The sequence below is a fragment of the Microbacterium sp. P26 genome, from assembly GCF_023712585.1.
GTDB classification, from domain to species: Bacteria; Actinomycetota; Actinomycetes; order Actinomycetales; family Microbacteriaceae; genus Microbacterium; species Microbacterium algihabitans_A.
In genome coordinates, this window is record NZ_JAMAXZ010000004.1 from 278,406 (window position 1) to 301,400 (window position 22,995).

Sequence of the window (22,995 nt, forward strand, 5' to 3'; positions counted from 1 at the left end):
GAACGCCCCCGGACCGCGAGGTCCAGGGGCGTTCGGGGGCGCGACTCAGCCGACCGGGGTGACCGCTGCGGCCGCCTCGTCTTCTTCGGTCGCCACGAGCTGGCCGCACGCCCCGTCGATCTCCTTGCCGCGGGTGTCGCGGAGGGTCGTCGGGATGCCGGCGTCGTTGAGCCGTCGCACGAACTCGTTCTGCACGGGCACCTCGGATGCCGTCCAGATCGAGCCCGGCGTCGGATTCAGCGGGATCGGGTTCACGTGCACCCAGCCGCGACCGCGGGCGTTGAGCTTCTCGGCGAGCAGGTCGGCACGCCAGGCGTGATCGTTCATGTCTTTGATCAGGGCGTATTCGATCGAGACACGGCGTCCGGTCTTGTCGAAGTAGGCGCGCGCGGCATCGAGGGCCTCGTCGACCTTCCAGCGGGAGTTCACCGGGATGAGCTCGTCGCGCAGGTGGTCGTCAGGGGCGTGCAGCGAGAGGGCGAAGGTGACCGGGATGTCCTCGTCGGCGAGCTTCTTGATCGCGGGGACGAGCCCGACGGTCGAGACGGTGATGCCGCGGGCGCTCATGCCGAGACCGTGCTCTTTGTCGACCATGACGCGCACGGCCTGCATCACGCGCGCGTAGTTGGCGAGCGGCTCGCCCATGCCCATGAACACGATGTTCGATACGCGGTCGAGCGAGTGGTCGGAGCTCTTCTTGCCGCCCAGGCCGCCGGCGGCGATGAGGGCGTTGGCGCGCACGATCTGCTCGATGATCTCGCCCGCCGACATGTTGCGGGTCAGGCCCGCCTGCCCGGTGGCGCAGAACGGGCAGTTCATGCCGCAGCCGGCCTGGCTCGAGACGCACAGCGTGATGCGGCCGGGATAGCGCATGAGCACCGACTCGACGAGGGCGCCGTCGTGCAGCTTCCACAGGAACTTGATCGTGTCGCCGCGGTCGGTCTCGAGCCGTCGCACCTCGGTGAGCAGAGGCGGCAGCATTCCCGCGACGAGTTCTTCGCGACCGGATGCCGGGAGGTCGGTCATGTCGGCGGCATCCGACGTGTAGTGCGTGAAGTAGTGCTTCTCGAGCTGCTTCGCGCGGAAGCCCGGGAGGCCGAGCTCTTTGAGCTTCGCGACGCGCTCTTCGTGCGTGAGGTCGGCGAGGTGCACGGGCGGCTTGCCGCGCTTGGGGCTGGCGAACTGCAGCAGCGGACGACCGGTCTCGTCTTTGGCCTGCTGCCAGCCTTCGGTCTTGGGACGCACCTGGCGGATGCCGGTGTCGGCCGGGGCACCCGCGGGGCGCACCTGCCGAGGCGTCGCGGTGCGCACGGGGGGCTGTTCGGTCATGGTTTCCAGGGTACCGGGCGCATCTGCGCCGCGGCTGGGCGCGGCGCCGGCTCGCGTGAGGGGTCGGGATCTGTCGCCTCCGGGGTGTCCCAGGCGACGGATGTCGACCCCTCACGCGACTCAGCTCGACTGGGCGCGAGCGATGTGCAGGGCGAGGTAGCCCACCTCTTCGTCGGAGATGGCCACCTCGTGCTCCTTGAGGACGAACGCGCGGATGCGTTCGGCCGTCGCGACGGCGCGCGGGTGCTTGGCCGTCATGGTCGCGAAGAGCAGGTCTTCGTCTTGCGCAGCGAGGCGGTCGCTGAACAGCCGTTCCGCGAAGAACTGCAGGTGCGTGAGGAACCGACGGGTGTGGAGGTCGTCGGCATCCAGCGCCACTCCCCCGGCGTGCGTGACGATCGTGGTGATGTCGGACACGAGCCCGACCACCCGCATCGAGTCGACGGCCGGGCGCCCCACCTCGGAGTTGACGAGGTGGAAGGCGATGTTGGCGGCCTCCTCGTCGGGGAGCGAGACCCCCGTGCGGTCGCGGAGCAGTCCGAGGGCACGAAGGCCTACCTCGTATTCGCGCGGGTAGACGGTTCGCACCTCCCACGCCAGGCGGTTGGCGACCTGCAGGCCCCGCCGCTGGCGCTCCACCGCGAAGTGCAGGTGATCGGTGAGCGTGAGGTAGATGTGCGCGTCGAGTTCGATGCCCGCCTTCTCGGCATCCATCACGATCGCCCTCGTGAGCTCGACGAAGCCGCCGGGGATCTGGGCGAGCAGCTCGACCAGGTTCCGCTGATCGGCGTCGTCGAGCGCGACGAACACCCGGTCCGTCGAACCGGGGGCGACGGTGTCGCCCGGACGCGCGGCGAAACCGATGCCCTTGCCCAACAGCACGCGCTCCACGCCGCGCTCGTCCTCGACGAGCACGACGCTGGAGTTCAGCACCTTCTTGATGATCTGCATGGGTGTCTCCGTCGACCCCGGCGGACGCGCAGCGAGTGCGGTCGTCACGCCAGATCGGCCCCGTTCGAGGCGATGACCTTCTGGTACCAGAAGAACGAGTCCTTGCGACGTCGTTCGCCGGTGCCGTTTCCGAGGTCGTCCTGGTCGACGTGGATGAAACCGTACCTCTTCGAGATCTGCGACGACGAGGCGCTGATGATGTCGATCGGCGCCCAGCTGGTGTAGCCGCGCAGCTCCACGCCCTCATCGACCGCGCGGATCATCTCCGCGAAGTGCGACCGGAAGTAGTCGATGCGGTACGGGTCGTGGATGCGGCCGTCGTCCGTGAGCTCGTCGCGCATGCCCAGACCGTTCTCGACGATGAACAGCGGCTTGCCGTACCGGTCGTAGAGGTCGATCAGAGAGATGCGCAGGCCCACCGGGTCGATCTGCCACCCCCACTCGCTCGACGGCAGGAACGGGTTCTTGACGCCCAGAACCGTGTTGCCGGGGGTCCGCTCGGCATCCGGGCGCACCGACTCGGTGAGGGTCATGTAGTACGAGAACGAGATGTAGTCGACCGGGTGCTCGCGCAGCAGGTCGACGTCGCCCTCGGCGAAGGGGATCGTGATGCCCTCGGCCTCGAGGGCCTTCAGCGCCAGACGCGGGTACGCCCCTCCGGCCTGCACGTCGGTGCACAGGTAGAGGAGGCGCTCCTTGGCCTGGGTCGCCGCGACGTCGTCCGGGTGGCAGGTGTTCGGATAGGTGGTGAGCATCGTGAGCATGCACCCCATCTCCGACTCGGGCCACATCTCGTGCAGCAGCTTCGTCACCGACGCGGATGCCACGAACTGGTGGTGCAGCGCCGTGTAGCAGGCCTGCTCCAGCGAACCCTCGACGGTCTCGTCGATGATGCCGCCCGAGGTGAACGGGTGACGGATGATGCCGTCGATCTCGTTGAACGACAGCCAGAGGTCGACGAGGTGGCCGAAGCGCTCGAAGCACGTGCGCGAGAACCGCTCGAAGAGGGCGATCGTGCTGCGGTCGACCCACGCGTTGTTCTTCAGCGCGAGCGCGAGCGGCGGGTCGTAGTGCGACAGGGTCACCAGCGGACGGATGCCGAGGCGGCGCATCTCGGTGAAGAGGTCGAGGTAGAACGCGACGCCCTCCTCGTTCGGCTCGAGTTCCTCGCCGGTCGGGTACAACCGCGACCAGGCGATCGATACCCGCAGCACGGAGAAGCCCATCTCGGCGAACAACGCCAGGTCATCGCGGTAGCGGTGGTAGAAGTCGATGCCGCGACGCTTCGGATAGAAGGCGATGTCGTCGTCGGCCATCGCGGCGGCGATGGACTCCAACGTGTGCTGGTGGTGCACCGCGTACTCACGCGGGTCGACATTCGGGCGGTACTTCGCGACGTCCGAGACCGCGGGACCGCGGCCCCCTTCGTTCCAGGCACCCTCGGCCTGGTTGGCGGCGAGCGCGCCGCCCCAGAGGAATCCGTCAGGCAGTCCCATTCGCGGTCTCCTTCGCGTCGGTCGACAGCAGAGCGGCGCCCGCGGCGACGCGTCCGGTGACGAGGGAGGCGACGTCGTACGCGTCGCCGTTGAGCACGACGACGGGCGTCGTGATGTCGAGTCCTGCGGCTTCGATGGCCGCCAGGTCGGCGGTCAGCAGGTGCTGTCCGGCTTCGACGCGGTCGCCCTGGGCGACGTGCGCCGTGAAGGGCGCGCCCTTGAGGCGGACGGTGTCGAGGCCCACGTGCACGAGCACTTCGAGTCCGTCATCACCCAGGATGCCGAGCGCATGGCGCGAGGGCAGCAGGCTCGACACGATGCCGCTGATGGGGGCGCGCACCTCGCCGTCGGTGGGGCGGATCGCGACGCCGGGCCCGAGGATGCCTCCCGAGAACACGGGGTCGTCGACCTGGTCGAGCGCGATGACCTCGCCGGTCATGGGAGAGACGATCTCCCCCTCGACGGACTCCGCAGCGGGGGCTGTCGTCCCCGCCTGCTGCTCGAGCAGGCGCACGGTGGCCGAGTCGGAGTCCTTCCAGATGACCAGCGAGACGATGAACGAGGTGACCATGGCGACGAGCGCGCCGATGACCGCGTGCAGCAGGTTCCAGGGGTTGGCCATGTCGATGAACATCGAGATGGAAGCCGCACCCGGGCTGACGAGCGCGAACGCCGAGATCGCCGCGATGCCGAGGTACGAACCACCCACGAACGCCCCGATGACGACCGAGATGACCGCGCGACGGTTCTGCAGCGTCACGCCGTACAGGGCCGGCTCGGTGATGCCGAAGAAAGCCGAGATGCCCGACGAGATCGCGGTGCCGCGGAGGGTCTTGTTCTTGGTGCGCACGGCGATCGCCAGGCTCGAGCCCGCCTCGGCGAGGTTGTGGGCGAGAGAGGCGACGAGGTAGAAGCTCTCCTTGCCCGCGGAGGCCATGGTGGCCACGGTCGGCGGGATGAACGCCTTGTGCATGCCGACCGAGACGATGAACGGAAGGGCGGCGGCCATCAGCGCCACGGCGATCCATCCGAGGGTTCCGTATAGCCACAGCATCGCGCCCGTCAGCAGGGTGCCGAGGAAGAAGCCGAGCGGGCCGAGCACGAAGATCGTGGCGGGCGCCACGACGACGAAGCAGATCAGCGGCACGAGGAACGTGCTGATCACGCTGGGGCTGATGCGGCGAGCGCCGCGTTCGACGACCGCGAGCAGCAGCACCGCGAGGATCGGGGGGAAGACCTGCGCGCTGTAGGCGATCGCGGGCACCGTCAGGCCGAACAGCGCGACGCCGCCCTCCTGGGTGAGAAGGCCGGCGAAGGTCGGGAACACCAGCAGGCCGACGATACCGAGCGCGAGCGGGATGTTCGTGTCGAGCTTCTTCGCGGCGGTGTAGGTAACCAGCAGCGGCAGGAAGAAGAAGACCGCGTCGGGGATCGCGGTGAGCACCTGATAGGTCTGATCGGTCGTCTGCAGCCACCCGAGCGCGACGGCGAGGATGAGGAACGACTTGAAGATTCCCGCACCGGCGACGGCGGGGATGATCGGGGTGAAGACGCCGACGACGAAGTCCATGAACACCGACCCGGCGCGCTTGAGCGTCAGCTTCGGCTTCGCGGCGTCGACTCGCGCTCCGGCGCGGGTGCCGCCACCGGTGCGCAGCTTCTCGATCTCGCGGAAATAGTTCGCCACTCCCGATCCGACGATCACCTGGGTCTGCGTCCCCAGCACCACGCCGATGACGCCGGGCGTGGCCTTGAGGGCGGCCTCATCGGCCTGGGTGTCGTCGGCGAGCGTGAAGCGGAGGCGGGTCGAGCAGTGGTGGAGCGAGGCCACGTTGGCCGCTCCGCCGACGTGCTCGAGGATCGCGCGGGCGCTGTCCTGAGTGGTCATCGAAGTCCTTCCTTGGATCGAAGGACACGCGTCGCGACGTCGGCTCCGAAGTCACCCGGGCAACAAAAAAGGACCCGAAGGCGGTGCTCTCGCACTGCGTTCGGATCCTGCCTGCATGACCAGTCACATGTCCGTCGGCGACTCTACACGACGATCGGCGGATGCCGAATCGCTCGACCGCCGGCGCGCGACGGGCACCAGCGACCCGGATGCCGTCCCGTCGCGACGTGAGGTCGCGTTCTAGGATTCATCCCATGCCCGGTGCCGGTGACGTCTCCCTCCCGCCCGGCGGCGTGCAGAAGCTGCTGAACAACAACGTCGTCGTGGCGATCGATGGCGACGGCCGCGAGCGCGTGCTGATGGGCCGGGGTATCGGCTTCCAGCTCAAGCACGAGGGCCGCGTCGACCCCGCGAAGGTCGAGAAGACGTTCGTCCTCGAGCAGGGCAGCGACACCGCCCACGCGCAGAAGCTCCTCACCGACGCGCCCTACGCGCTCGTCGAGGCGGTGCTCCACGCCGTCGACCAGGCCGAGCGCGACCTGGGCCGCGATCTCGGCCGACGCCTCCCGCTGGCCGTGATCGACCACATCACCTACGTGATCGAGCGCCTCGATCAGGGCATCCGCATCCCCGGCACCTCGATGCCCGAGCTGCGCATCCTGCACCCCGACGAGTCGCGCGCCGCGGAGCGCATGGCGAGCGCGATCGCAGCATCCCTCGACCGTGAGCTTCCGCCGGAAGAGGGCGTGTTCCTCACGATGCACCTGCTCAACGCGACACGCGACGAGCCCAACGGCACCGCTGCCCTGCTGTTCCGCCGTGTGCAGCACGTCGTGCGCACCGTCGAGACCGGCCTCGGCGTCGCCCTCGACACCGAGAGCCCCGATTACGCGCGGTTCATCCTGCACGTGCGCTTCCTGCTGCAGCGGCTCGTGAACCGCGCGATGCTCTCGAGCGGCGACTCGTCGTTCTTCGAGTTCGCCAAGCACCGTTACCCCCGGGCGTTCGGTATCGCCGAGGCCGTGAAGGGCTACGTCCACGCGGCCACCGGATCGACCCTGACCGACGAAGAAGTGCTCTACCTCACCGTCCACGTCGAGCGTCTGGCGACGAGCCTGGGCCGCGCCGACGACAGTGGCGGCCCCGACGCCCCGGTGCTATAGTCACCGACGCAGGGGTCACACCCTGCCGACGATTTCCGGATTGTTACCGCGCGAGCGGGCAAGACCTGAATCCACATCGCTGACGAGCGATGAACGGATTCGGGTCTTTTTTATTGCCCGAAACACCCGGCAGCGTCGCCACAGAACATCTCGAACAGGCCGCATCGATGCGGCGAAAGGCAGGCGGTTCCGATGACGGATCACGCGAAGACGGCGGCGGGTGTCCTCGCCGGTGTCGGTGGAGAGAGCAACGTCCAATCCCTCGTGCACTGCGCGACGAGGCTCCGGTTCGTGCTGAAGGACGAGGGCAAGGCGGATGCCGCGGCGATCCGCGCGACGCCCGGTGTCATCACCACGGCCCAGGCGGGCGGTCAGTACCAGGTCGTGATCGGCAACGACGTGCCCGACGTGTACGCCGCGATCCAGTCGCAGACCTCGCTCGGCGGCACCGGCTCCGAGGCCACTGAGAGCGGACCGAAGGGCAACCTCTTCAACCGCTTCATCAAGATGATCTCGGCGATCTTCACGCCCATCCTCTGGGCCCTCGCGGGCACGGGTCTGCTGAAGGCGTTCGTCGCCGCGGCCGTCACCTTCGGGTGGCTGGATGCCACGAGCACGACCTACACGATCCTCAACGCACTGTCCGATGCGCTGATCAACTTCCTGCCGCTGGCGCTGGCCATCACCGCGGCGCGCTACTTCAAGGCCTCGGAGTTCACCTCCTTCGCGATCGCCGGCGCCCTGGTCTACCCGACCATCACGGCGCTGAACGGTCAGCCCGACATCACCTTCTTCGGCATCCCGGTCACGATGGTGAGCTACGTCTCGAGCGTCATCCCGGTCATCATCATCGTGTGGCTGCAGAGCTACGCCGAGCGCTTCCTGCTCAAGGTCCTGCCCGGTGCCGTGCGCCGCTTCCTGACCCCGATGATCGTCGTGCTCATCGCCGTGCCGCTGGTGTTCCTCGCGATCGGACCGCTCTCGAGCCTGATCGGCGGCGGCCTCGCGACCGGCATCGGCTGGGTCTTCCAGACGCTCCCGTGGCTGGGCGGCGCGATCATGGGCGGTCTGTGGCAGGTCTTCGTGATCTTCGGTCTGCACTGGGGCCTCGTGCCGCTGTTCCAGCTCGAGTACCAGACCACCGGTCAGATCCTGCTCATCGGCCCGGTGTTCGCCGCGGTCCTGGCCCAGGCGGCCGCCGTGGCCGGTGTGCTCGTGCGCACCCGTAACAAGAACCTGCGCTCGCTCGCCGCCCCGGCCACGCTCTCGGGCTTCCTCGCCGGAATCACCGAGCCCGCGATCTACGGCATCAACCTCCCCCTCAAGCGTCCCTTCGCCTTCGGCATCGTCGGCGGTGCCCTCGGCGGCGCGCTCATCGCGATGGGCGGGGTCTTCTCGAAGGCGTTCGTCGTGCCCTCGGGCCTGGCTCTTCCGGCCCTGCTCGGCAACGGCAACATGGTCATGCTCGCGATCGGTCTCGGCGTCGCGATCCTGGTGCCGTTCCTGCTGGTCGTGCTGCTCGGCTTTAAGGACCCGGTCGACGCCACCGCTCCCGCGACGCCCGCCGTCGCCACCGACACCGTGGTGCGAAACCCCGTCGACGGCACCGTCGTCGCGCTCAGTGAGGTTCCGGATGCCGCCTTCGCCGACGGCTCGCTCGGCAAGGGCGTTGCGATCCGGCCGACCTCGGGCGCGGTCTACGCCCCGTTCGACGGCACCGTCGTCGCCGCCTTCCCGACCGGTCACGCGGTGGGCCTGCGCGGGATTGACGGCGTGGAGCTGCTCATCCACGTCGGCCTCGACACCGTCAAGCTCGGTGGCGCGCACTTCACGCTGAAGGTGCAGTCCGGCACCGAGGTCAAGGCGGGCGACCTGCTCGTCGAGTTCGACGGCGACGCGATCGAGAAGGCCGGCTACGACCTGATCACCCCGGTCATCGTCACGAACGGCGATCTCTACCCCGACATCGCCGACACGGCATCCGGCCCCCTCTCGCACGGCGAGGCCCTGTTCCGCGCCGTGTCGGTCGACTCCCTCACTTCCGCTCGCTGACCCCCCTGGAGGCACAGAACATGACCAACACCCCCTTCCCCGACGGGTTCCTCTGGGGCGGCGCCACCGCCGCCAACCAGATCGAGGGCGCGTACGACGCCGACGGCAAGGGTCTGTCGGTGCAGGACGTGATGCCCCGCGGCATCTCGGGCCCGCGCTCCGAGACCCCCACGCCCGACAACCTCAAGCTCGTCGGCATCGACCACTACCACCGCTACGCAGAGGACATCGCACTGTTCGCCGAGATGGGCTTCGGCGTCTACCGCTTCTCGATCGCGTGGAGCCGCATCTTCCCGAAGGGCGACGAGACCGAGCCCAACGAGGCGGGCCTGGGGTTCTACGAGCGCATCCTCGACGAGCTCGAGAAGCACGGCATCGAGCCGCTCGTGACGATCTCGCACTACGAGACGCCGCTGCACCTGGCCGAGCAGTACGGCGGCTGGACGAACCGCGAGCTCATCGGGTTCTACGAGCGGTACGCCCGCACCCTCTTCGAGCGCTTCGGCAGCCGCGTGAAGTACTGGCTGACCTTCAACGAGATCAACTCGCTCCTGCACGCCCCGTTCATGAGCGGCGGCATCCCGATCCCCGAGGGCGGCGTCCCCGAGCAGCAGCTGTACCAGGCGATGCACCACGAGCTCGTGGCATCCGCCCGCGCCACCCGCATCGCCCGCGAGGTCGCCCCCGAGGCGAAGGTCGGCTGCATGGTGCTGTCGATGCCGATCTACCCGCTGACGCCGTCGCCCGACGACGCCGTCGCGGTGATGGAGGCCGACCACGGCAACCTCGTCTACGGCGACGTGCACACGCGCGGCGCCTACCCGGGGTACTTCCTGCGGACTCTGCGCGAGAAGGGCATCGAGCTCGACATCACCGACCAGGATCGCGACGACCTGACCAACACGGTCGACTTCGTCTCGTTCAGCTACTACATGTCGATCGCCGAGACGGCCGACCCCGCGAAGAAGGTCGCGGGCGAGGGCAACATCATGGGTGGCGTCTCGAACCCGACGCTCGAGGCGAGCGAGTGGGGCTGGCAGATCGACCCCGTGGGCCTGCGCCTGGTGCTGAACCAATTCTGGGACCGCTGGCAGAAGCCCCTGTTCATCGTCGAGAACGGCCTCGGCGCGCGGGACCAGCTCGTCGAGGTCGACGGCGGGAAGACGGTCGTCGACGACTACCGCATCGCCTACCTCAACGACCACCTCGTGCAGGTGGGCGAAGCGATCGAAGACGGCGTCGAGGTGCTCGGCTACACCTCGTGGGGCTGCATCGACATCGTCAGCGCCAGCACCGCCCAGTTGAGCAAGCGATACGGTTTCATCTACGTCGACCGCAACGACGACGGAACCGGCTCGCTCGATCGCTACCGGAAGAAGTCGTTCGGCTGGTACGCCGACGTCATCCGATCCAACGGCGCGTCCCTCGCGCGCTGATCCCCCCTGACCGGATCGGCCCCGGGTCCTCGTGGCCCGGGGCCGATCCTTTTGGAGTGCACATGACCCGCATCGCCTTCCTCGACGTCGACGGCACGATCCTCGAGCACGGCTCGCTCATCGCCCCGTCGACGGTGACCGCCGTGCAGAAGGCGCGCGCCAACGGCCACCTGGTCTGGCTCTGCACCGGACGCTCCGCGGGAGACATCCACCCCGACGTGCTGGCCATCGGCTTCGACGGCGCGATCACGAACGGCGGCGCGTATGCGACGCGCGGCGAGGAGCCCGACGACGACGCGCTCATCGTGGAGCACCCGATGCCCCGGGCCGACGTCGAGGCGGTCGAGCGGTATTTCGAGGCCCACGGCATCCACTACTTCCTGCAGACGCACGGGGGCGTGTACGCGAGCGCCGGCATGGGCCCCGTGATGACCGCGTACCGCCGCGAACGTCACGCGCAGCGTGCCGCCGAGCTCGAAGCGCAGGGTCTGCCTGCCGAAGAACCGCTCTGGCGCGAACCGCGACCGGTGTCGCAGGTCGACCGCGACGCCGTCGCCAAGGCCGTGTTCGTCAGCCCCTCGATCGACACCGTGACCCACGCGGCGGAGGAACTCGGCGACGGGTTCCACGTCATCCCGGGCTCGATTCCTCTCCCCGGCGGATCGAACGGCGAGATCGGTCAGGCCGGCGTCACCAAGGGGTCCGCGATCACCGAGGTGCTCGCCCTGCTCGGCATCGATGCGGCGGATGCCATCGGCATCGGCGACAGCTGGAACGACGTCGAGATGTTCGAGGTCGTCGGCACGCCCGTCGCGATGGGCAACGCCGTGCCCGAGCTGCAGCGGCTCGCCGGCCGCGTCACCACCGCGGTGCTCGACGACGGCGTGCACAACGCCTTCGCGGAGCTCGGCCTGATCTGACGCCGCCCACCGGTCCCTGAGCCCGTCGAAGGCCCCTGAGCCTGTCGAAGGGACCGGGACCCGCGTCACGCCCCGGAGGCTTCGACGGGCTCAGCCTCCTCCGCCGGCATCCGCGCGCAGGACGCGTTCATGCGTGGGAGGACACCGCCGCCGTCCACTCCGCGAACTGCTCATCGGTGGCGAGCACGCGGTGCGTGTCCGACAGCGTGTGCTCGCCGCCCTCCGCGTAGTCGATACCCAACGCGACCGGGTCGTAGGGGGCGGATGCCGTGCGGCGGCGCATCGCGCGCGGATCCGCCGACAGCACCGCGCGCAGGAGCGACTGCGTGTAGGGGTGCACCGCCGAGCCGAAGATCTCCGCGGTGGTGCCCGTCTCGACCAGGTACCCACGGTGCATGACGCCGATGCGGTCGGAGATGTACTTCACCATCGCCAGGTCGTGCGCGATGAAGAGGTAGGCGGTGCCGAGCTCCTTCTGCAGCGCACGCATGAGGTTCACGACCTGCGCCTGGATCGACACGTCGAGCGCCGAGACGCACTCGTCGGCGATCACGAGGTCGGGCTGCATCACCAACGCGCGGGCGATGCCGATGCGCTGGCGTTGTCCGCCGGAGAACTGGTGCGGGTAGCGGTCGGCGTACTCCCGGGCGAGGCCGACCTTCTCGAGGATCGCGTAGACCTTCTCGTCGCGCTCCGCCGTGGTGGCGTAGCGGTGCTGGGTCATGAGGCCCTGCGCGACGATGTCGAAGACCTTTTTGCGCGGATTCAAGCTCGACATCGGGTTCTGGAAGATCATCTGGATGCTCGATCGCAGGTGCGAACGCGACGAGGGACTCAGCCGCCCGCTGATGCGGTCGCCCGCAAGCGTGACCTCGCCGCTCGTGGGGTCGAGCAACCGGATGATCGAGCGGCCGATGGTCGACTTGCCGCTGCCCGACTCCCCCACGAGGCCGAACGTCTCGCCGCGGTGGATGTCGAACGAGACCCCGCCGATCGCCGTGACCGAGTGATGCCGGCCGAGGCGGAAGATCTGCGTGAGTCCGCGGACGGACAGGAGGGTCTGCTCGGCGGTGGTCATCGGTTCGATCCTTCGTGCAGGGCCAGCATCGTGTCGATCTTGTGGCGAAGGGGTGCGGGCATGTCGACCGTGGGGGCGTCGGGGTGCGCGAGCCACGACGCGACCTGGTGGCCCTCGCCGACGTCGAACAGCGGCGGCTCGCGCACGAGGTCGATCTCGAGGGCGAACGGATTGCGGGGGGCGAACGGATCCCCCTCCGGCAGGTTCGCCAGACTCGCGGGGCTCCCGGGGATTGCGAACAGCTCCGAGGCGTCGGTCGCGAGGTCGGGCATCGCCGAGAGGAGTCCCCAGGTGTACGGATGCCGCGGATCGTAGAACACCTGCTCGGCGCTTCCCTGCTCGATGATGCGACCGGCGTACATGACGTTCACGTAGTCGGCGACGGTGGCCACGACGCCCAGGTCGTGCGTGATGAAGATCACCGACAGCCCGCGCTCGGCCTGCAGGCGCGTGAGCAGCTCGAGGATGCGCAGCTGGATGGTCACGTCGAGGGCGGTCGTCGGCTCGTCGCAGATGAGGATGTCGGGGTTGCACGACAGCGCGATCGCGATGTTCACGCGCTGGCACATGCCGCCCGACAGCTGGTGGGGGTACTGCTTGAACCGCCGCTCGGGCTGATCGATCCCCACTTCCGCGAGCAGCTCGATGGCCCGGGCGCGCGCCGCACGTCGATCGAGCCCGAAATGCTCCTGCATGCCCTCCATCACCTGCTTGCCGACCGTCATGGTGGGGTCGAGGCAGGTGAGGGCATCCTGGAAGACCATGGCGACGCGGCGCCCGCAGATCTCGCGGCGGATCTGCTTCTCGCTCATCTGCGCAATGTCGCGGGTGAGCGGGGTGCCGTCGTCGCCGTACCGGGTGATCTCGATGGAGCCCGCGGTGATGCGCTGGTTCGACGCCATGAGACCGAGAATGGCGCGGGCGGTCACCGACTTGCCGCTGCCGGACTCGCCGACGATGGCGACCACCTCGCCCTCGTACAGGTCGAAGCTCGCGCCGCGGATGGCTTTGATGGTGGTGTCGCCCTCGAACTCGATGGCGAGGTCGCGCACCGACAGCACGCGGCGGCGGGTACGGCCGTCTGCGGGGGTTTCGTTCGCGGTCACGGTCATCCTCTCCGGCTGATCAGACGGGGATCGGTCGCTTCTTTGAGCCCGTCGGCGACGAGCGTGAAGGCGACCATGAGCAGGCCCAGGACCACCACGGGGATGATCACGAGCGAGGGGTACGACAGGAACGACTTGTAGCCGATGCTGACGAGCGAGCCCAGCGACGCCATGGGGGCCTGCACACCCAGACCGACGAACGACAGGTACGACTCGGTGAAGATGGCCGCGGGGATCGAGAACATGCTCATCGTGACGATGGGCCCGAGGATGTTCGGCAGGATCTCGACGAACACGATGTGGCCGTTGCGCGCCCCGAGTGTGCGCGAGGCGAGCACGTATTCCTCGCCCTTCTGCCGAAGCGCCTGGGCGCGCGCCACCCGGCTCATCGCGAGCCAGTTGCTCAACAGCAGCCCGAACACGATCGCGCCGATGCCAGGGCCGACCGCGACGACGAACAGCGTGACGATCACGAGCTGCGGGATGCCGGAGAGCACCTCCACCACGCGCTGCATGCCGCCGTCGATCCGGCCGCCGAAGTAACCGGAGACGAGGCCGTAGGTCATGCCGATCACGACGTCGATCGCGAAGGCGATCACCGCGACGAGGAGAGAGACACGGGTCCCGCTCCACACGCGTTCGAAGAGGTCTCGCCCGAGATCGTCTGTGCCGAACAGGAAGGAGGTCCCCGCGGGCACGTTCGCCTTCGCGTACTGGTCGACGCCGTCGCGGGTGCCGTTCAGGATGCCGAGGGCCTCCAGGCCCGGCACCTTCGGCGGTAGGAAACGGTAGGCGACGTTGGCCGTGTCGCCCGCCGTGGGGAAGAAGGGCACCACGACGGCCAGCAGCACGATGACCGCCAGCACCGCGAGCCCCACCATCGCCGGCCAGTTGCGGCGGAACCGGCGCACGATGTCGTGCAGCCCTCCCCGGCCGCTGCGACCGGCCGCGATGACGGAGGTGGTGGGGCGGTTCGCCTCGGAGACCAGTCGCAGCCCCTCGGGGGCGATGCCCGGATCGAGGGCGGTGGTGGGCGCGACGCGGTCGGGTTGCACGTTCGGATCGGTCATCGCGTCTGTCCTGCCAATCGGATGCGGGGGTCGATGAGGCCGTAGAGCACGTCGACGGCGAGCATGACGATGATGTAGATCACGCTGTACACGAGGCTGATCGCGATGACGATGTTGTAGTCGACGTTCTGGATGGCCGTCAGCAGGAGCTGGCCGAGACCAGGGGCGCCGAAGATCTGCTCGATCACGACCGAGCCGGTGATCAGCCCGATCAGCAGCGGAGAGAGCACGGTGATGATCGACACCATCGTGTTGCGCAGGGCGTGCCGGCCGATGACCTTCGCGGGGCTCAGGCCCTTGGCCTTGGCGAGCAGGATGTAGTCACTGTCGAGGCAGTCGAGCATCTCGCTGCGCGCGTAACGTGCCGTGACGGCCATCACGTACGCGGCCAGAGAGATGGTCGGCAGGATGCTCGAGACGAACGGGTCATCCTCGGAGTAGCGGATCGGGAGCAGCTTCCACTCGAAGCCCACGAAGTACACGAGCAGCAGAGCGATGACGAACGAGGGGACGCTGAAGGCGATCACCGACACGAAGGTCGACAGGTTGTCGAACCAGCCGCGCTTCTTGATGGCCGAGACGATGCCGATGAGCAGGCCCAGCACGACGCCGAGCACGAGCGCCTGCAGACCGATGCGGATCGTGACGGGCAGCCGCGAACCGAGCATCTGCGAGACGGGGAAGTCGGGGATCAGGTTGTACGAGACCCCGAAGTCGCCGCGGACCAGATTGAGCAGGTAGGTGCCGAGACGCAGCATGACGGGCTCGTCGAGTCCGTACTTCTGCGTGAGGAGCTCTCGCTGGACCTCGTCGAGCTTCTCGTTGTTGAAGGGCGACCCGGGGAGCAGCTGCAGCAGCGCGAACATGACGATCGCGATGGCGAGGATGGTGAAGACCGACGTCAGCAGCCGGGTCAGGACGAACTTGGTCACGGCGCCCCGTCCCAGCCCGACGTCTCGCCGAGCATGCTCGCAGCGTCCGCACTTTCCGCGTCGCGGGGGATGCCCTCCCACGACCGGGCGTGGAACTGCGTCAGGCCCACACGCACGAGCGCGCGGCGGGCGAGCGAATCGATGATCTCGTCCACCGACTGCGGTCGGGTGTAGAAGGCGGGCACCGGGGGCGCGATGATCCCGCCTGCTCGGGCCACGGCATCCATCGCCGCGATGTGTCCGCGGTGCAGCGGCGACTCGCGCACCATGAGGAGAGTCGGAACGCCCTCCTTGAGGCACACGTCGGCCGCACGGGTGACGAGGTTGTCGGCGAGGCCGTAGGCGATGCCGCTGAGGGTCTTGATCGTGCACGGTGCCACGATCATCGCGGTGGCGGGGGTCGATCCCGAGGCGATCGAGGCGCCGATGTGCGAGGGGCGGTGCGCCACGTCGGCGAGAGCTTCGACCTCCTTCTGGCTGAGGCCGCACTCCTGCTGCAGCGTCATCGCGCCGGCCTTGGAGATGACGACGTCGCTGCGCAGACCCGGGTCCAGGCGGAGCAACTCGAGGATGCGAACGCCGATGCCCACGCCGGAAGCGCCGGTGATCGCCACGATCACCCGCCCGGGGGGCTCCTGTCGGGTGCGGTTCATGAGAGTCCTTCCTGATCCAGGGTGATCACCGATCGCGCCAGGGCGTGCACGCCCACGACGATGTCGTCGAGCTCGGTGAACTCTTCGGGGCAGTGGCTGCGCCCGTCGCGAGAGGGGATGAAGATCATTCCGATGGGACCGAGCTTGGCCATCTGCACGCCGTCGTGACCGGCGCCGCTGTAGAGGTGGGCGGCGGGGTGGCCGAGGGCGGAGACCGACCGCTCGATCGCCGACGAGAGGCGGGGATCGACCGCGGTGGGGCGCTCCCAGGGCAGCCAGGTCACCTCGTGGGTCAGGCCGCGCTTCTCGGCTTCCTTCGCCGCGATCTCGGCGATCTGGTCGCGGGCGAGGCTGAACCAGCCGAGGTCGGGACTGCGGAACTCCGCCGTGAGCAGGGCCGCCTCAGTCACGACGCTCGTCGCGTCGGGGGTGAAGGTGACCGATCCGACCGTGCCGACGGCCTGATCGGCACTGCCGGCGATCCGCTCCACGGCCAGCACCACGCCGGCGGCGGCGCAGCCGGCGTCGTGGCGGAGCGACATCGGCATCGTGCCGGCGTGGTCGCGCCGACCGGTGAACAGCGTGCGGAAGCGGGAGATCCCCGCGATCGAGGTGACGACGCCGAGCGGCAGACCAGCGCGTTCCAGCACGGGGCCCTGCTCGATGTGCAGCTCGAGGAAGCCGAGCACCTCGTCGTCGCCCCACCGAGTGCCGCTCAGGGGGTCGTCGTAGCCGGCCGCGGCGAGCGCGGCGCCGAGGGTGCGGCCGGTCTCATCGGTGGCGGAGAGGTGGGCGCTGGTCAGCGAGCCGGCCAGAGCGCGGCTGCCGAGGCACGACAGTTCGAAGCGGTTGGCCTCTTCGTTGTAGAAGTCGACGACGCGCAGGTCGTGGGAGAGCCGGATGCCGCTTTCCTGCAGCATCCGCGCGACCTCGATGGCACCGAGCACGCCCACGATGCCGTCGTAGCGCCCTCCGCCGTCGACGGTGTCGGTGTGACTGCCGATGACGATCGCGCGACGGTCCGAACCGGTGCCGGAGAGCGTGCCGATGACGTTGCCGATGCCGTCGATGCGGACATCGAGGCCGGCGGCGCGCATCAGCGCCGCGACATGGTGGCGGGAGTCGGTCTCGACCTCGCTCAGGGCCACTCTGCTCCACCCCGGTCGGGAGGTGTCGACGAGGCGGGAGATCTCCTCCAGGTCGGCGCTCAGGCGTGCGGCGTCGGGCAGACCGATGTCGGTCTTCATGCGCGGATCCTCTCTCCGTCGGCCACGAGCGCGCTGTGAACGACGATCGCCGGGCGCAGACGATCGGCCCACCCCTCCTCGACCAGGAGGTCGCGCATCGCGCGGACCACGTGCGCGGGCGGCACGGCCAGATCGGGGCCCACCGCGCGGTCGCCGGCGGTGACCGTGGCATCCATCCCCACCTTGGTCACCATGCCGTCGCGCTGCATCGGCACGTTGCGATCGGTGGCCACCCCGTCGACGAGCACGAGGTCACGGTCCCAGCGCATGCGACTGGTTCGCGCCCAGTGCACGTGCTCCTCGTCCCACACGTCGACGTCGGCGTCCACGACCGTCACCTGCTTGACCATGCTGACGGCCGCGAAGGCACCGAAGATGACCCGCTTCGCCCCGCCGGGACGGGCGTTCGCGATCGAGACCACGACATCGACCCGGCCTCCCCCGGAATGGGTCACCGCGACGTCGACGATGTCGCAGCCGATGTTGCGAAGGGCGTGGCGGATGCCGGCGGCGATGGGCAGAGCGGCGATGTAGCTGTGCTCCGATGACAGGCCGGGGAGGATGACGTGGACGCTGGGGTCGCTGCGGCGCGTGACGGCGGTGACCTCGAACGTGAAGCCGTCACCGTAGTCCTCGTACATGCCGTGGTACTCGTTGACGAGTCCCTCGTGCACGGGGCGGTCGGCGTGGATCAGCCCCTCGATGACGATCTCCGCCTCCGCCGGCACGAGCACCTCGCTCGTGAGAGCTCGCGACACGCGCACCGGCTCGCCCAGGAGCGCGGCGGCGTGCTCGAGTTCGTCATCGCCGAGGCCCAGATAGCAGCAGGCGGCGAGCTGGATGGCGGGGTGCGCACCCAAGACGACCGCCACGGGCAGCCCCTGTCCAGCCGTGGCGGCCGAACGCGCCATCGCCGTGAGGTGGTGGTTGGGGGCGATGCCGACGAACCCGGTGGTCTCGTCGAGCGGTTTGATGCGGGCGTAGGAGGCGTTGCGATGACCGGTGACCGGGTCGTATGCCACGATCATGCCCGCCGTGATGTACCCGCCCGAGTCCTTCTCGAAGAACGTCGGGGTCACGACCTCCGCCCAGACGGACGCCGCAGGAAGTGCGACGGCCTGCACGGGTGCGTCGGCGACGATCTCGACGGCCTGACGGTCGGCCACCGCGGCGGCGAGGCGGGGCAGGAGGTCGGACACGTCGGCGCCGATCGCGTGCGCGAGACGATCGCGCGAGTTGAGCACATTGCCCACGACCGGGTAGGGGGATCCGTCGACGGTGTTCATCCGCACGGCGGGGCCGCGGTCGAGAAGGGCGAGGACGCTCGCGAGCTCGAACCGCGCGCCCACCGTGCCGGTGACCTCGATCAGTTCGCCCGCGCGTGCGAGGTCGCCGAGGTAGGTGCGCATCGACTGGTCGGCCATCAGCGCCCCCGTCCGATGAAGACGCCGTCGCCGGGTCGGGCGATGAGGCCCGCGGCATCCGTGTAGACCTCTTCGCCCCGCACGATCGTCGCACGGATGAGGCCGGGGAAGCTCATCCCGGAGTAGGGGCTCCAGGTGGCGGTCGAGTACATCCGCATCTCGTCGATCTCGGTCGTGCCGGCCGGGTCGATGACGACGAAGTCCGCGTCGAGGCCGACAGCGATCGAGCCCTTGCGGTGGTCGATGCCGAACGCTCGTGCCGGATTGGTGGCGAGGACCGCGGCCGTGCGCAGCAGGGAGAGTCGTCCCTCGAAGTAGCCGGCGCCCACGACGATGGGAACGAGGGTCTGCACCCCGGGGGCACCGGAGGCGTTGTCGAAGATCTCGGCGAAGCCCTTCTTCGACAGGGGCCACGGCGCGTGATCGCTCGTCACCATGTCGATGCGACCGTCGGCCAGGGCCGCCCACATGTCGGCCGCGTGTTCGGCCGAGCGCAGCGGGGGGTTGATCTTGCCGAACGGTCCGAGCCGGTCCATGTCGTCCTCGGTGAGCACGAGGTAGTGGGGGCAGGTCTCGAGCGTCGCGTCGAGGCCGTGCGCGGCCTTCTCGGTGACGAGCGTGACGGTGTCGGGAAGGCTCGCGTGGAAGATGTGGAAACGCACGTCGGCCGCGGCGGCGACCTCGAGGCCGAGAGCGACCGAGGTCGTCTCCGAGACGGGCGGGCGGGTGCGGTTGTGATCGATCGGGGCCGTGCGGCCGGCCGCTTTCGCGGCGGCGACGAGCGCCGAGATGATCTCGCCGTCTTCCGCGTGCACACCCACGCGCACGCCGCGGGCGGCCATCACGGTGAAGGCCTCGAGGAGTTCGTCGGACGGGATTCGGGGGAACCGCACCGGGTCTGTCTCGAAGAGCGAAACCTTGAAGCCGCTGACGCCTTCGTCGATCATGCCTTCGATGTCGCGTACGCCGTCACGGGGTCGGACGGTGCCGTGGAGCGCGACGTCGACGCGCGCCTCGGCCTGGATGCGTTCGCGCTTGCCGGCAACCGCGGCGGCGGTGTTGATGGGGTTGCCCGCGTCGTAGGGCATGTCGATGATGGTCGTCACCCCGCCCGCCGCCGCGGCGGCGGTGGCACCGTCGAAGGTCTCGGTCGGCTCCGAGAACGCGTGCACGTGGGCGTCGACCGCCCCGGGCAGCACCAGCAGGCCGGGGCCGCCCAGCACGCGCGTCGCTCCCGCCACGGCCGCCGCAGCAGCGTCGCCCTCGAGCACAGCCGAGATGCGGCCGTCCTCGATGACGACGGCGCCGTCGTCGATCACACGATCGGGAGTGGCGATGCGGCCGCGGACGACACCCGACTCGCCGGTGCCGCGGGTCACCGAACGCCTCCGATGACCTCTTCGACGCGCTCGAGAACCGAACCGAGGACGACCATCGCCTGAGCGTTGACCATCTGCTCCGACTGGTAGATGTCCTCGCGCGTCATCGGCACGATCTCACGCACGGCGTCGTAGGCCGCCTGGCTGCCGACACCGAGACGACGACCGTCGAGGTGCGGGGCGCCGAGGTCGATGCCCTGGGTGGCGAGGATGAACTCGATGCCGAGGATGATCTGCGTGTTCTTGATGATGCTGCGCGCTTTGCGGGAGGAGAACGTGCACATCGACACGTGGTCCTCCTGGTTGGCCTTGGTCGGGATCGAGTCGACGACCGAGGGGAAGCAGAGCACCTTGTTCTCCGACGCGATGGCCGCAGCGGCGCAGTGCACGATCGAGAACCCGGTGTTCAGACCGAGCTGACCGCCCACGAGGTTCAGGGGCAGACCGTAGCTCAGGTTGGGATCGGTCAGACGGAAGGAGCGGCGCTCCGAGATCGCTCCGATCTCGGCGACGGCGATCGCGATGAGGTCGGCCGCGACGCCGATCGGCTCGCCGTGGAAGTTGCCGCCCGAGAGGACGTCGTAGCCGCCCTTGCCGTCGCTGAGCACGAGCGGGTTGTCGGTGGCCGCGTTGGCCTCGCGCACGAGAAGGGTTTCGGCGAACAGCAGCGACTCGCGTGTGGTGCCGTGCACCTGCGGGGCGCAGCGCAGCGAGTAGGCGTCCTGGACACGGCGCTTGTAGCCGCCGGGGCGCTGCTCGTCGGGGAGCTGGATCTCGCGGGCCTCCTCGACGGTGCGCTCGCTGCCCTGGGTGAGGGCGCGGACGTTGGCGGCGACCGACACCTGCCCGGGCGCGTTGCGCGCGGTGTGGATGCGCTCGTCGAAGGCGTCGAGTTCGCCGCGCACGGCCTCGAGCGAGAGGGCGAGGGCGACGTCCGCCTGACGGGTGAGGCTCCACGCGTCGGTGAGGGCGAGGCACGCGGTGGCCAGCGAGATGGTCGAGCCGTTGATGAGCGCCAGGACGTCCTTCTGCTTCAGCTCGAAGTCCAGCGACAGACCGGCGGCGGTCAAGGCCTCGACCGCCGGCATCCGCACGCCTCGGTGGTAGGCCTCGGCCTTCTCGTGTCCGACCATGACGCTCACGAGGTGCGCCAGGGGGGCCAGGTCGCCCGAAGCTCCCACCGAACCCTGTCCGGGGATCACCGGGAGGACGTCGGCGTTGAGCATCTCGATGAGGCGGTCGATGCACTCGATGCGCACTCCCGACATGCCCTTGGCGATCGCGTTGGCGCGCAGCAGAAGCAGGGCGCGGGTCTCGTCGAGCGGGAGCGGCTCGCCCACGCCGGCGGAGTGGGAGTTGATGACGAGTCGCTGGAAGCGCGCCTGGTCCTCGGCCGGCACGCGGACGTCCATGAGGCGTCCGAGGCCGGTGTTGATGCCGTAGATCGCGGGTGCGTCTTCGGCGAGGAAGTTCGCCTCGACGTAGGCGCGGGCTTCGTTCGTGACCCGACGGGCCTCATCGGTGAGCACCACCGTCGGGAACGAGCCGTCTGGCAGTCCACGCGCCACGAGGGCGATGGTGGCGATGTCGAGGGAGAACCCGTCGATATCGACGGTCGTGGTCGCGGCCAGGGTGGGCGCCGCCAATTCAGTCATCGTGCCTCTTTCGTCGATCCGGATCGGGTCTCGGAGCGTTCGGTATCAATGCGTCAATCCTGCATAAACAAACTCACATCGGCAATTGATCCGAACAAGATTCAGAATCGACCACCTTGTGCGGACATCACGGTCCCGTCGACGCCGACGCGCCGGTGGCCGCCGAATATCGTTCGGCCCTTTTCGGCGGCATCCGGTACGACATTCCGAACATCATTCGGCTGAAACGCCGAACCGCCCCGTCGCGCGTGGGGGACGCGGCGGGGCGGTGGGCCTGAGAGAGCTCAGGCGGTATGGATGGCGCGGGGGTCGTTGAACGTCTGCGCGCGACCCGTGAACTCCGTCTCGAGGTCGAGCAGCTCCTGCGCGGCGAAGAACGCCATGCCGCTGTGTCCCGGATACTCGTCGGGCATCATCTCGTTCGAGTAGGTGTTGCCCATCTCGGCCAGGTTCGCACGGCCCGCTTCGAGCATTCCCGCCATCGCGGCCTTCATCGTGAAGTGCATCGTGATGAGGTCGTACCCCAGCTCGGACAACTGCGCGAACGACATCTGCTCGAGTCCGCGCTTGGCGTTGATGTCGGCGAACATCTTCGGCCCGGGCACGCGACGCGCCACTTCCGCGGCATCCGCGAGGGTCGTGACGTTGACCACCACCGTCGCGTGCGCACCCAGCTCGACGCAGTCGATCATGCGCTGGATCCCCTCCTCGAGGTTCGCGCTGCCGTAGTTGCTCCGCGCGATGACCATGCAGTCGGTCCCCTCGACGGCCTTGACCGCCGCGCGGACCTTCGCGTAGTACTCCTCGCGCGGGATCATGTGGTCGATTGAGACGTCGCGGGCGTAGCCGGGCTCGAACTCGTCCTCCATGAGGACCGCCATCGCCCCGGCCTTGGCCATCCGCCGGCAGGTCTCGTAGACCTGCAGCGGGCTGGAGCCGAAACCGTCTTCGATGTCGACCGCGAGAGGAAGAGGAGACATGTCCACGATCCGCTCGACGGCCCACAGCAGCTCTTCGAGCGAGAGCAGTCCGAGGTCGGGGATGCCCTTCATCGACATCGACACCTCCGACCCGCTGAGGAGCATCGCCTCGAAGCCCGCCAGCTCGACCGCTCGGGCCGAGGAGCAGTCGAACACGCACGGCGCGAGAACGCTGCCCGCCTCCATCACTTCTCGGAGGGTCTTCTTCGCCGTCATCTCGTCTCTTCCTCTCGACA

Annotated in this window: 19 protein-coding genes; 5 read left to right on the top strand and 14 right to left on the bottom strand. The window is 68.7% G+C overall.

The window, feature by feature from the left end:
* Positions 1–45: 45 nt before the first annotated feature.
* From rlmN to M3667_RS10505, 4 genes are all read right to left on the bottom strand, one after another.
* Positions 46–1,329: a 23S rRNA (adenine(2503)-C(2))-methyltransferase RlmN gene (rlmN, locus tag M3667_RS10490; protein ID WP_251507864.1), complete on the bottom strand. Its 1,284-nt coding sequence runs from the start codon at positions 1,327–1,329 to the stop codon at positions 46–48.
* Positions 1,330–1,449: 120 nt separating this feature from the next.
* Positions 1,450–2,280 (bottom strand): PRD domain-containing protein, encoded by an 831-nt coding sequence (locus tag M3667_RS10495; RefSeq protein WP_251507866.1) that lies wholly within the window; start codon positions 2,278–2,280, stop codon positions 1,450–1,452.
* A 44-nt stretch (positions 2,281–2,324) separates the two neighbouring features.
* Positions 2,325–3,776: a glycoside hydrolase family 1 protein gene (locus M3667_RS10500; RefSeq protein ID WP_251507868.1), complete on the bottom strand. Its 1,452-nt coding sequence runs from the start codon at positions 3,774–3,776 to the stop codon at positions 2,325–2,327.
* Positions 3,763–5,664 (bottom strand): beta-glucoside-specific PTS transporter subunit IIABC, encoded by a 1,902-nt coding sequence (locus tag M3667_RS10505; RefSeq protein WP_251507870.1) that lies wholly within the window; start codon positions 5,662–5,664, stop codon positions 3,763–3,765. Before M3667_RS10505 ends, M3667_RS10500 begins: the two co-directional genes overlap by 14 nt.
* Before the next feature lie 115 nt (positions 5,665–5,779).
* Between M3667_RS10505 and M3667_RS16820 the strand changes: the two genes are divergently transcribed.
* The 5 genes from M3667_RS16820 (at position 5,780) to M3667_RS10525 (ending at position 11,235) form a co-directional block, all read left to right on the top strand.
* Positions 5,780–5,908 carry a hypothetical protein gene (locus tag M3667_RS16820; protein WP_285837651.1) on the top strand — a complete coding sequence of 43 codons (129 nt, stop codon included), beginning with the start codon at positions 5,780–5,782 and terminating at the stop codon, positions 5,906–5,908.
* A gap of 10 nt (positions 5,909–5,918) precedes the next feature.
* Positions 5,919–6,827, top strand: coding sequence for a PRD domain-containing protein (locus tag M3667_RS10510; protein WP_251507872.1), 909 nt, complete (start codon positions 5,919–5,921; stop codon positions 6,825–6,827).
* A gap of 192 nt (positions 6,828–7,019) precedes the next feature.
* Positions 7,020–8,879 carry a beta-glucoside-specific PTS transporter subunit IIABC gene (locus M3667_RS10515; RefSeq protein WP_251507874.1) on the top strand — a complete coding sequence of 620 codons (1,860 nt, stop codon included), beginning with the start codon at positions 7,020–7,022 and terminating at the stop codon, positions 8,877–8,879.
* A gap of 20 nt (positions 8,880–8,899) precedes the next feature.
* Positions 8,900–10,315 (top strand): glycoside hydrolase family 1 protein, encoded by a 1,416-nt coding sequence (locus M3667_RS10520; RefSeq protein ID WP_251507876.1) that lies wholly within the window; start codon positions 8,900–8,902, stop codon positions 10,313–10,315.
* Between the two features lie 62 nt (positions 10,316–10,377).
* The gene (locus M3667_RS10525) at positions 10,378–11,235 is read left to right on the top strand and encodes a Cof-type HAD-IIB family hydrolase (protein WP_251507878.1); all 858 of its coding nucleotides are present in this window, start codon (positions 10,378–10,380) and stop codon (positions 11,233–11,235) included.
* 127 nt (positions 11,236–11,362) lie between these two features.
* On the opposite strand, the gene M3667_RS10530 is transcribed toward M3667_RS10525, so the two are convergent.
* The 10 genes from M3667_RS10530 to M3667_RS10575 all read right to left on the bottom strand — a co-directional run bounded on the left by M3667_RS10530 (position 11,363) and on the right by M3667_RS10575 (position 22,975).
* Entirely contained in the window at positions 11,363–12,313 is a 951-nt protein-coding gene (locus tag M3667_RS10530) for an ABC transporter ATP-binding protein (RefSeq protein ID WP_251507880.1), read from the bottom strand.
* Positions 12,310–13,419: an ABC transporter ATP-binding protein gene (locus M3667_RS10535; RefSeq protein WP_251507882.1), complete on the bottom strand. Its 1,110-nt coding sequence runs from the start codon at positions 13,417–13,419 to the stop codon at positions 12,310–12,312. The genes M3667_RS10530 and M3667_RS10535 overlap by 4 nt, the downstream gene beginning before the upstream one ends.
* Before the next feature lie 2 nt (positions 13,420–13,421).
* Entirely contained in the window at positions 13,422–14,489 is a 1,068-nt protein-coding gene (locus M3667_RS10540; protein WP_251507884.1) for an ABC transporter permease, read from the bottom strand.
* Positions 14,486–15,421, bottom strand: coding sequence for an ABC transporter permease (locus tag M3667_RS10545; protein ID WP_251507886.1), 936 nt, complete (start codon positions 15,419–15,421; stop codon positions 14,486–14,488). Before M3667_RS10545 ends, M3667_RS10540 begins: the two co-directional genes overlap by 4 nt.
* Positions 15,418–16,074 carry a UbiX family flavin prenyltransferase gene (locus tag M3667_RS10550; protein WP_251507887.1) on the bottom strand — a complete coding sequence of 219 codons (657 nt, stop codon included), beginning with the start codon at positions 16,072–16,074 and terminating at the stop codon, positions 15,418–15,420. Before M3667_RS10550 ends, M3667_RS10545 begins: the two co-directional genes overlap by 4 nt.
* The gene (locus M3667_RS10555; protein ID WP_251507889.1) at positions 16,071–17,321 is read right to left on the bottom strand and encodes a M20 family metallo-hydrolase; all 1,251 of its coding nucleotides are present in this window, start codon (positions 17,319–17,321) and stop codon (positions 16,071–16,073) included. The genes M3667_RS10550 and M3667_RS10555 overlap by 4 nt, the downstream gene beginning before the upstream one ends.
* Positions 17,318–18,745, bottom strand: a complete 1,428-nt coding sequence (locus M3667_RS10560) for a UbiD family decarboxylase (RefSeq protein WP_251507891.1) — start codon at positions 18,743–18,745, stop codon at positions 17,318–17,320. The genes M3667_RS10555 and M3667_RS10560 overlap by 4 nt, the downstream gene beginning before the upstream one ends.
* Positions 18,745–20,124 (bottom strand): dihydroorotase family protein, encoded by a 1,380-nt coding sequence (locus M3667_RS10565; protein WP_251507893.1) that lies wholly within the window; start codon positions 20,122–20,124, stop codon positions 18,745–18,747. Before M3667_RS10565 ends, M3667_RS10560 begins: the two co-directional genes overlap by 1 nt.
* Positions 20,121–21,779, bottom strand: a complete 1,659-nt coding sequence (gene hutH, locus M3667_RS10570; protein ID WP_251507895.1) for a histidine ammonia-lyase — start codon at positions 21,777–21,779, stop codon at positions 20,121–20,123. The genes M3667_RS10565 and hutH overlap by 4 nt, the downstream gene beginning before the upstream one ends.
* A 284-nt stretch (positions 21,780–22,063) precedes the next feature.
* A complete protein-coding gene (locus M3667_RS10575; RefSeq protein WP_144834365.1) occupies positions 22,064–22,975 on the bottom strand; it encodes an oxaloacetate decarboxylase in 912 nt (303 codons plus the stop codon).
* Between the last annotated feature and the right edge of the window lie 20 nt (positions 22,976–22,995).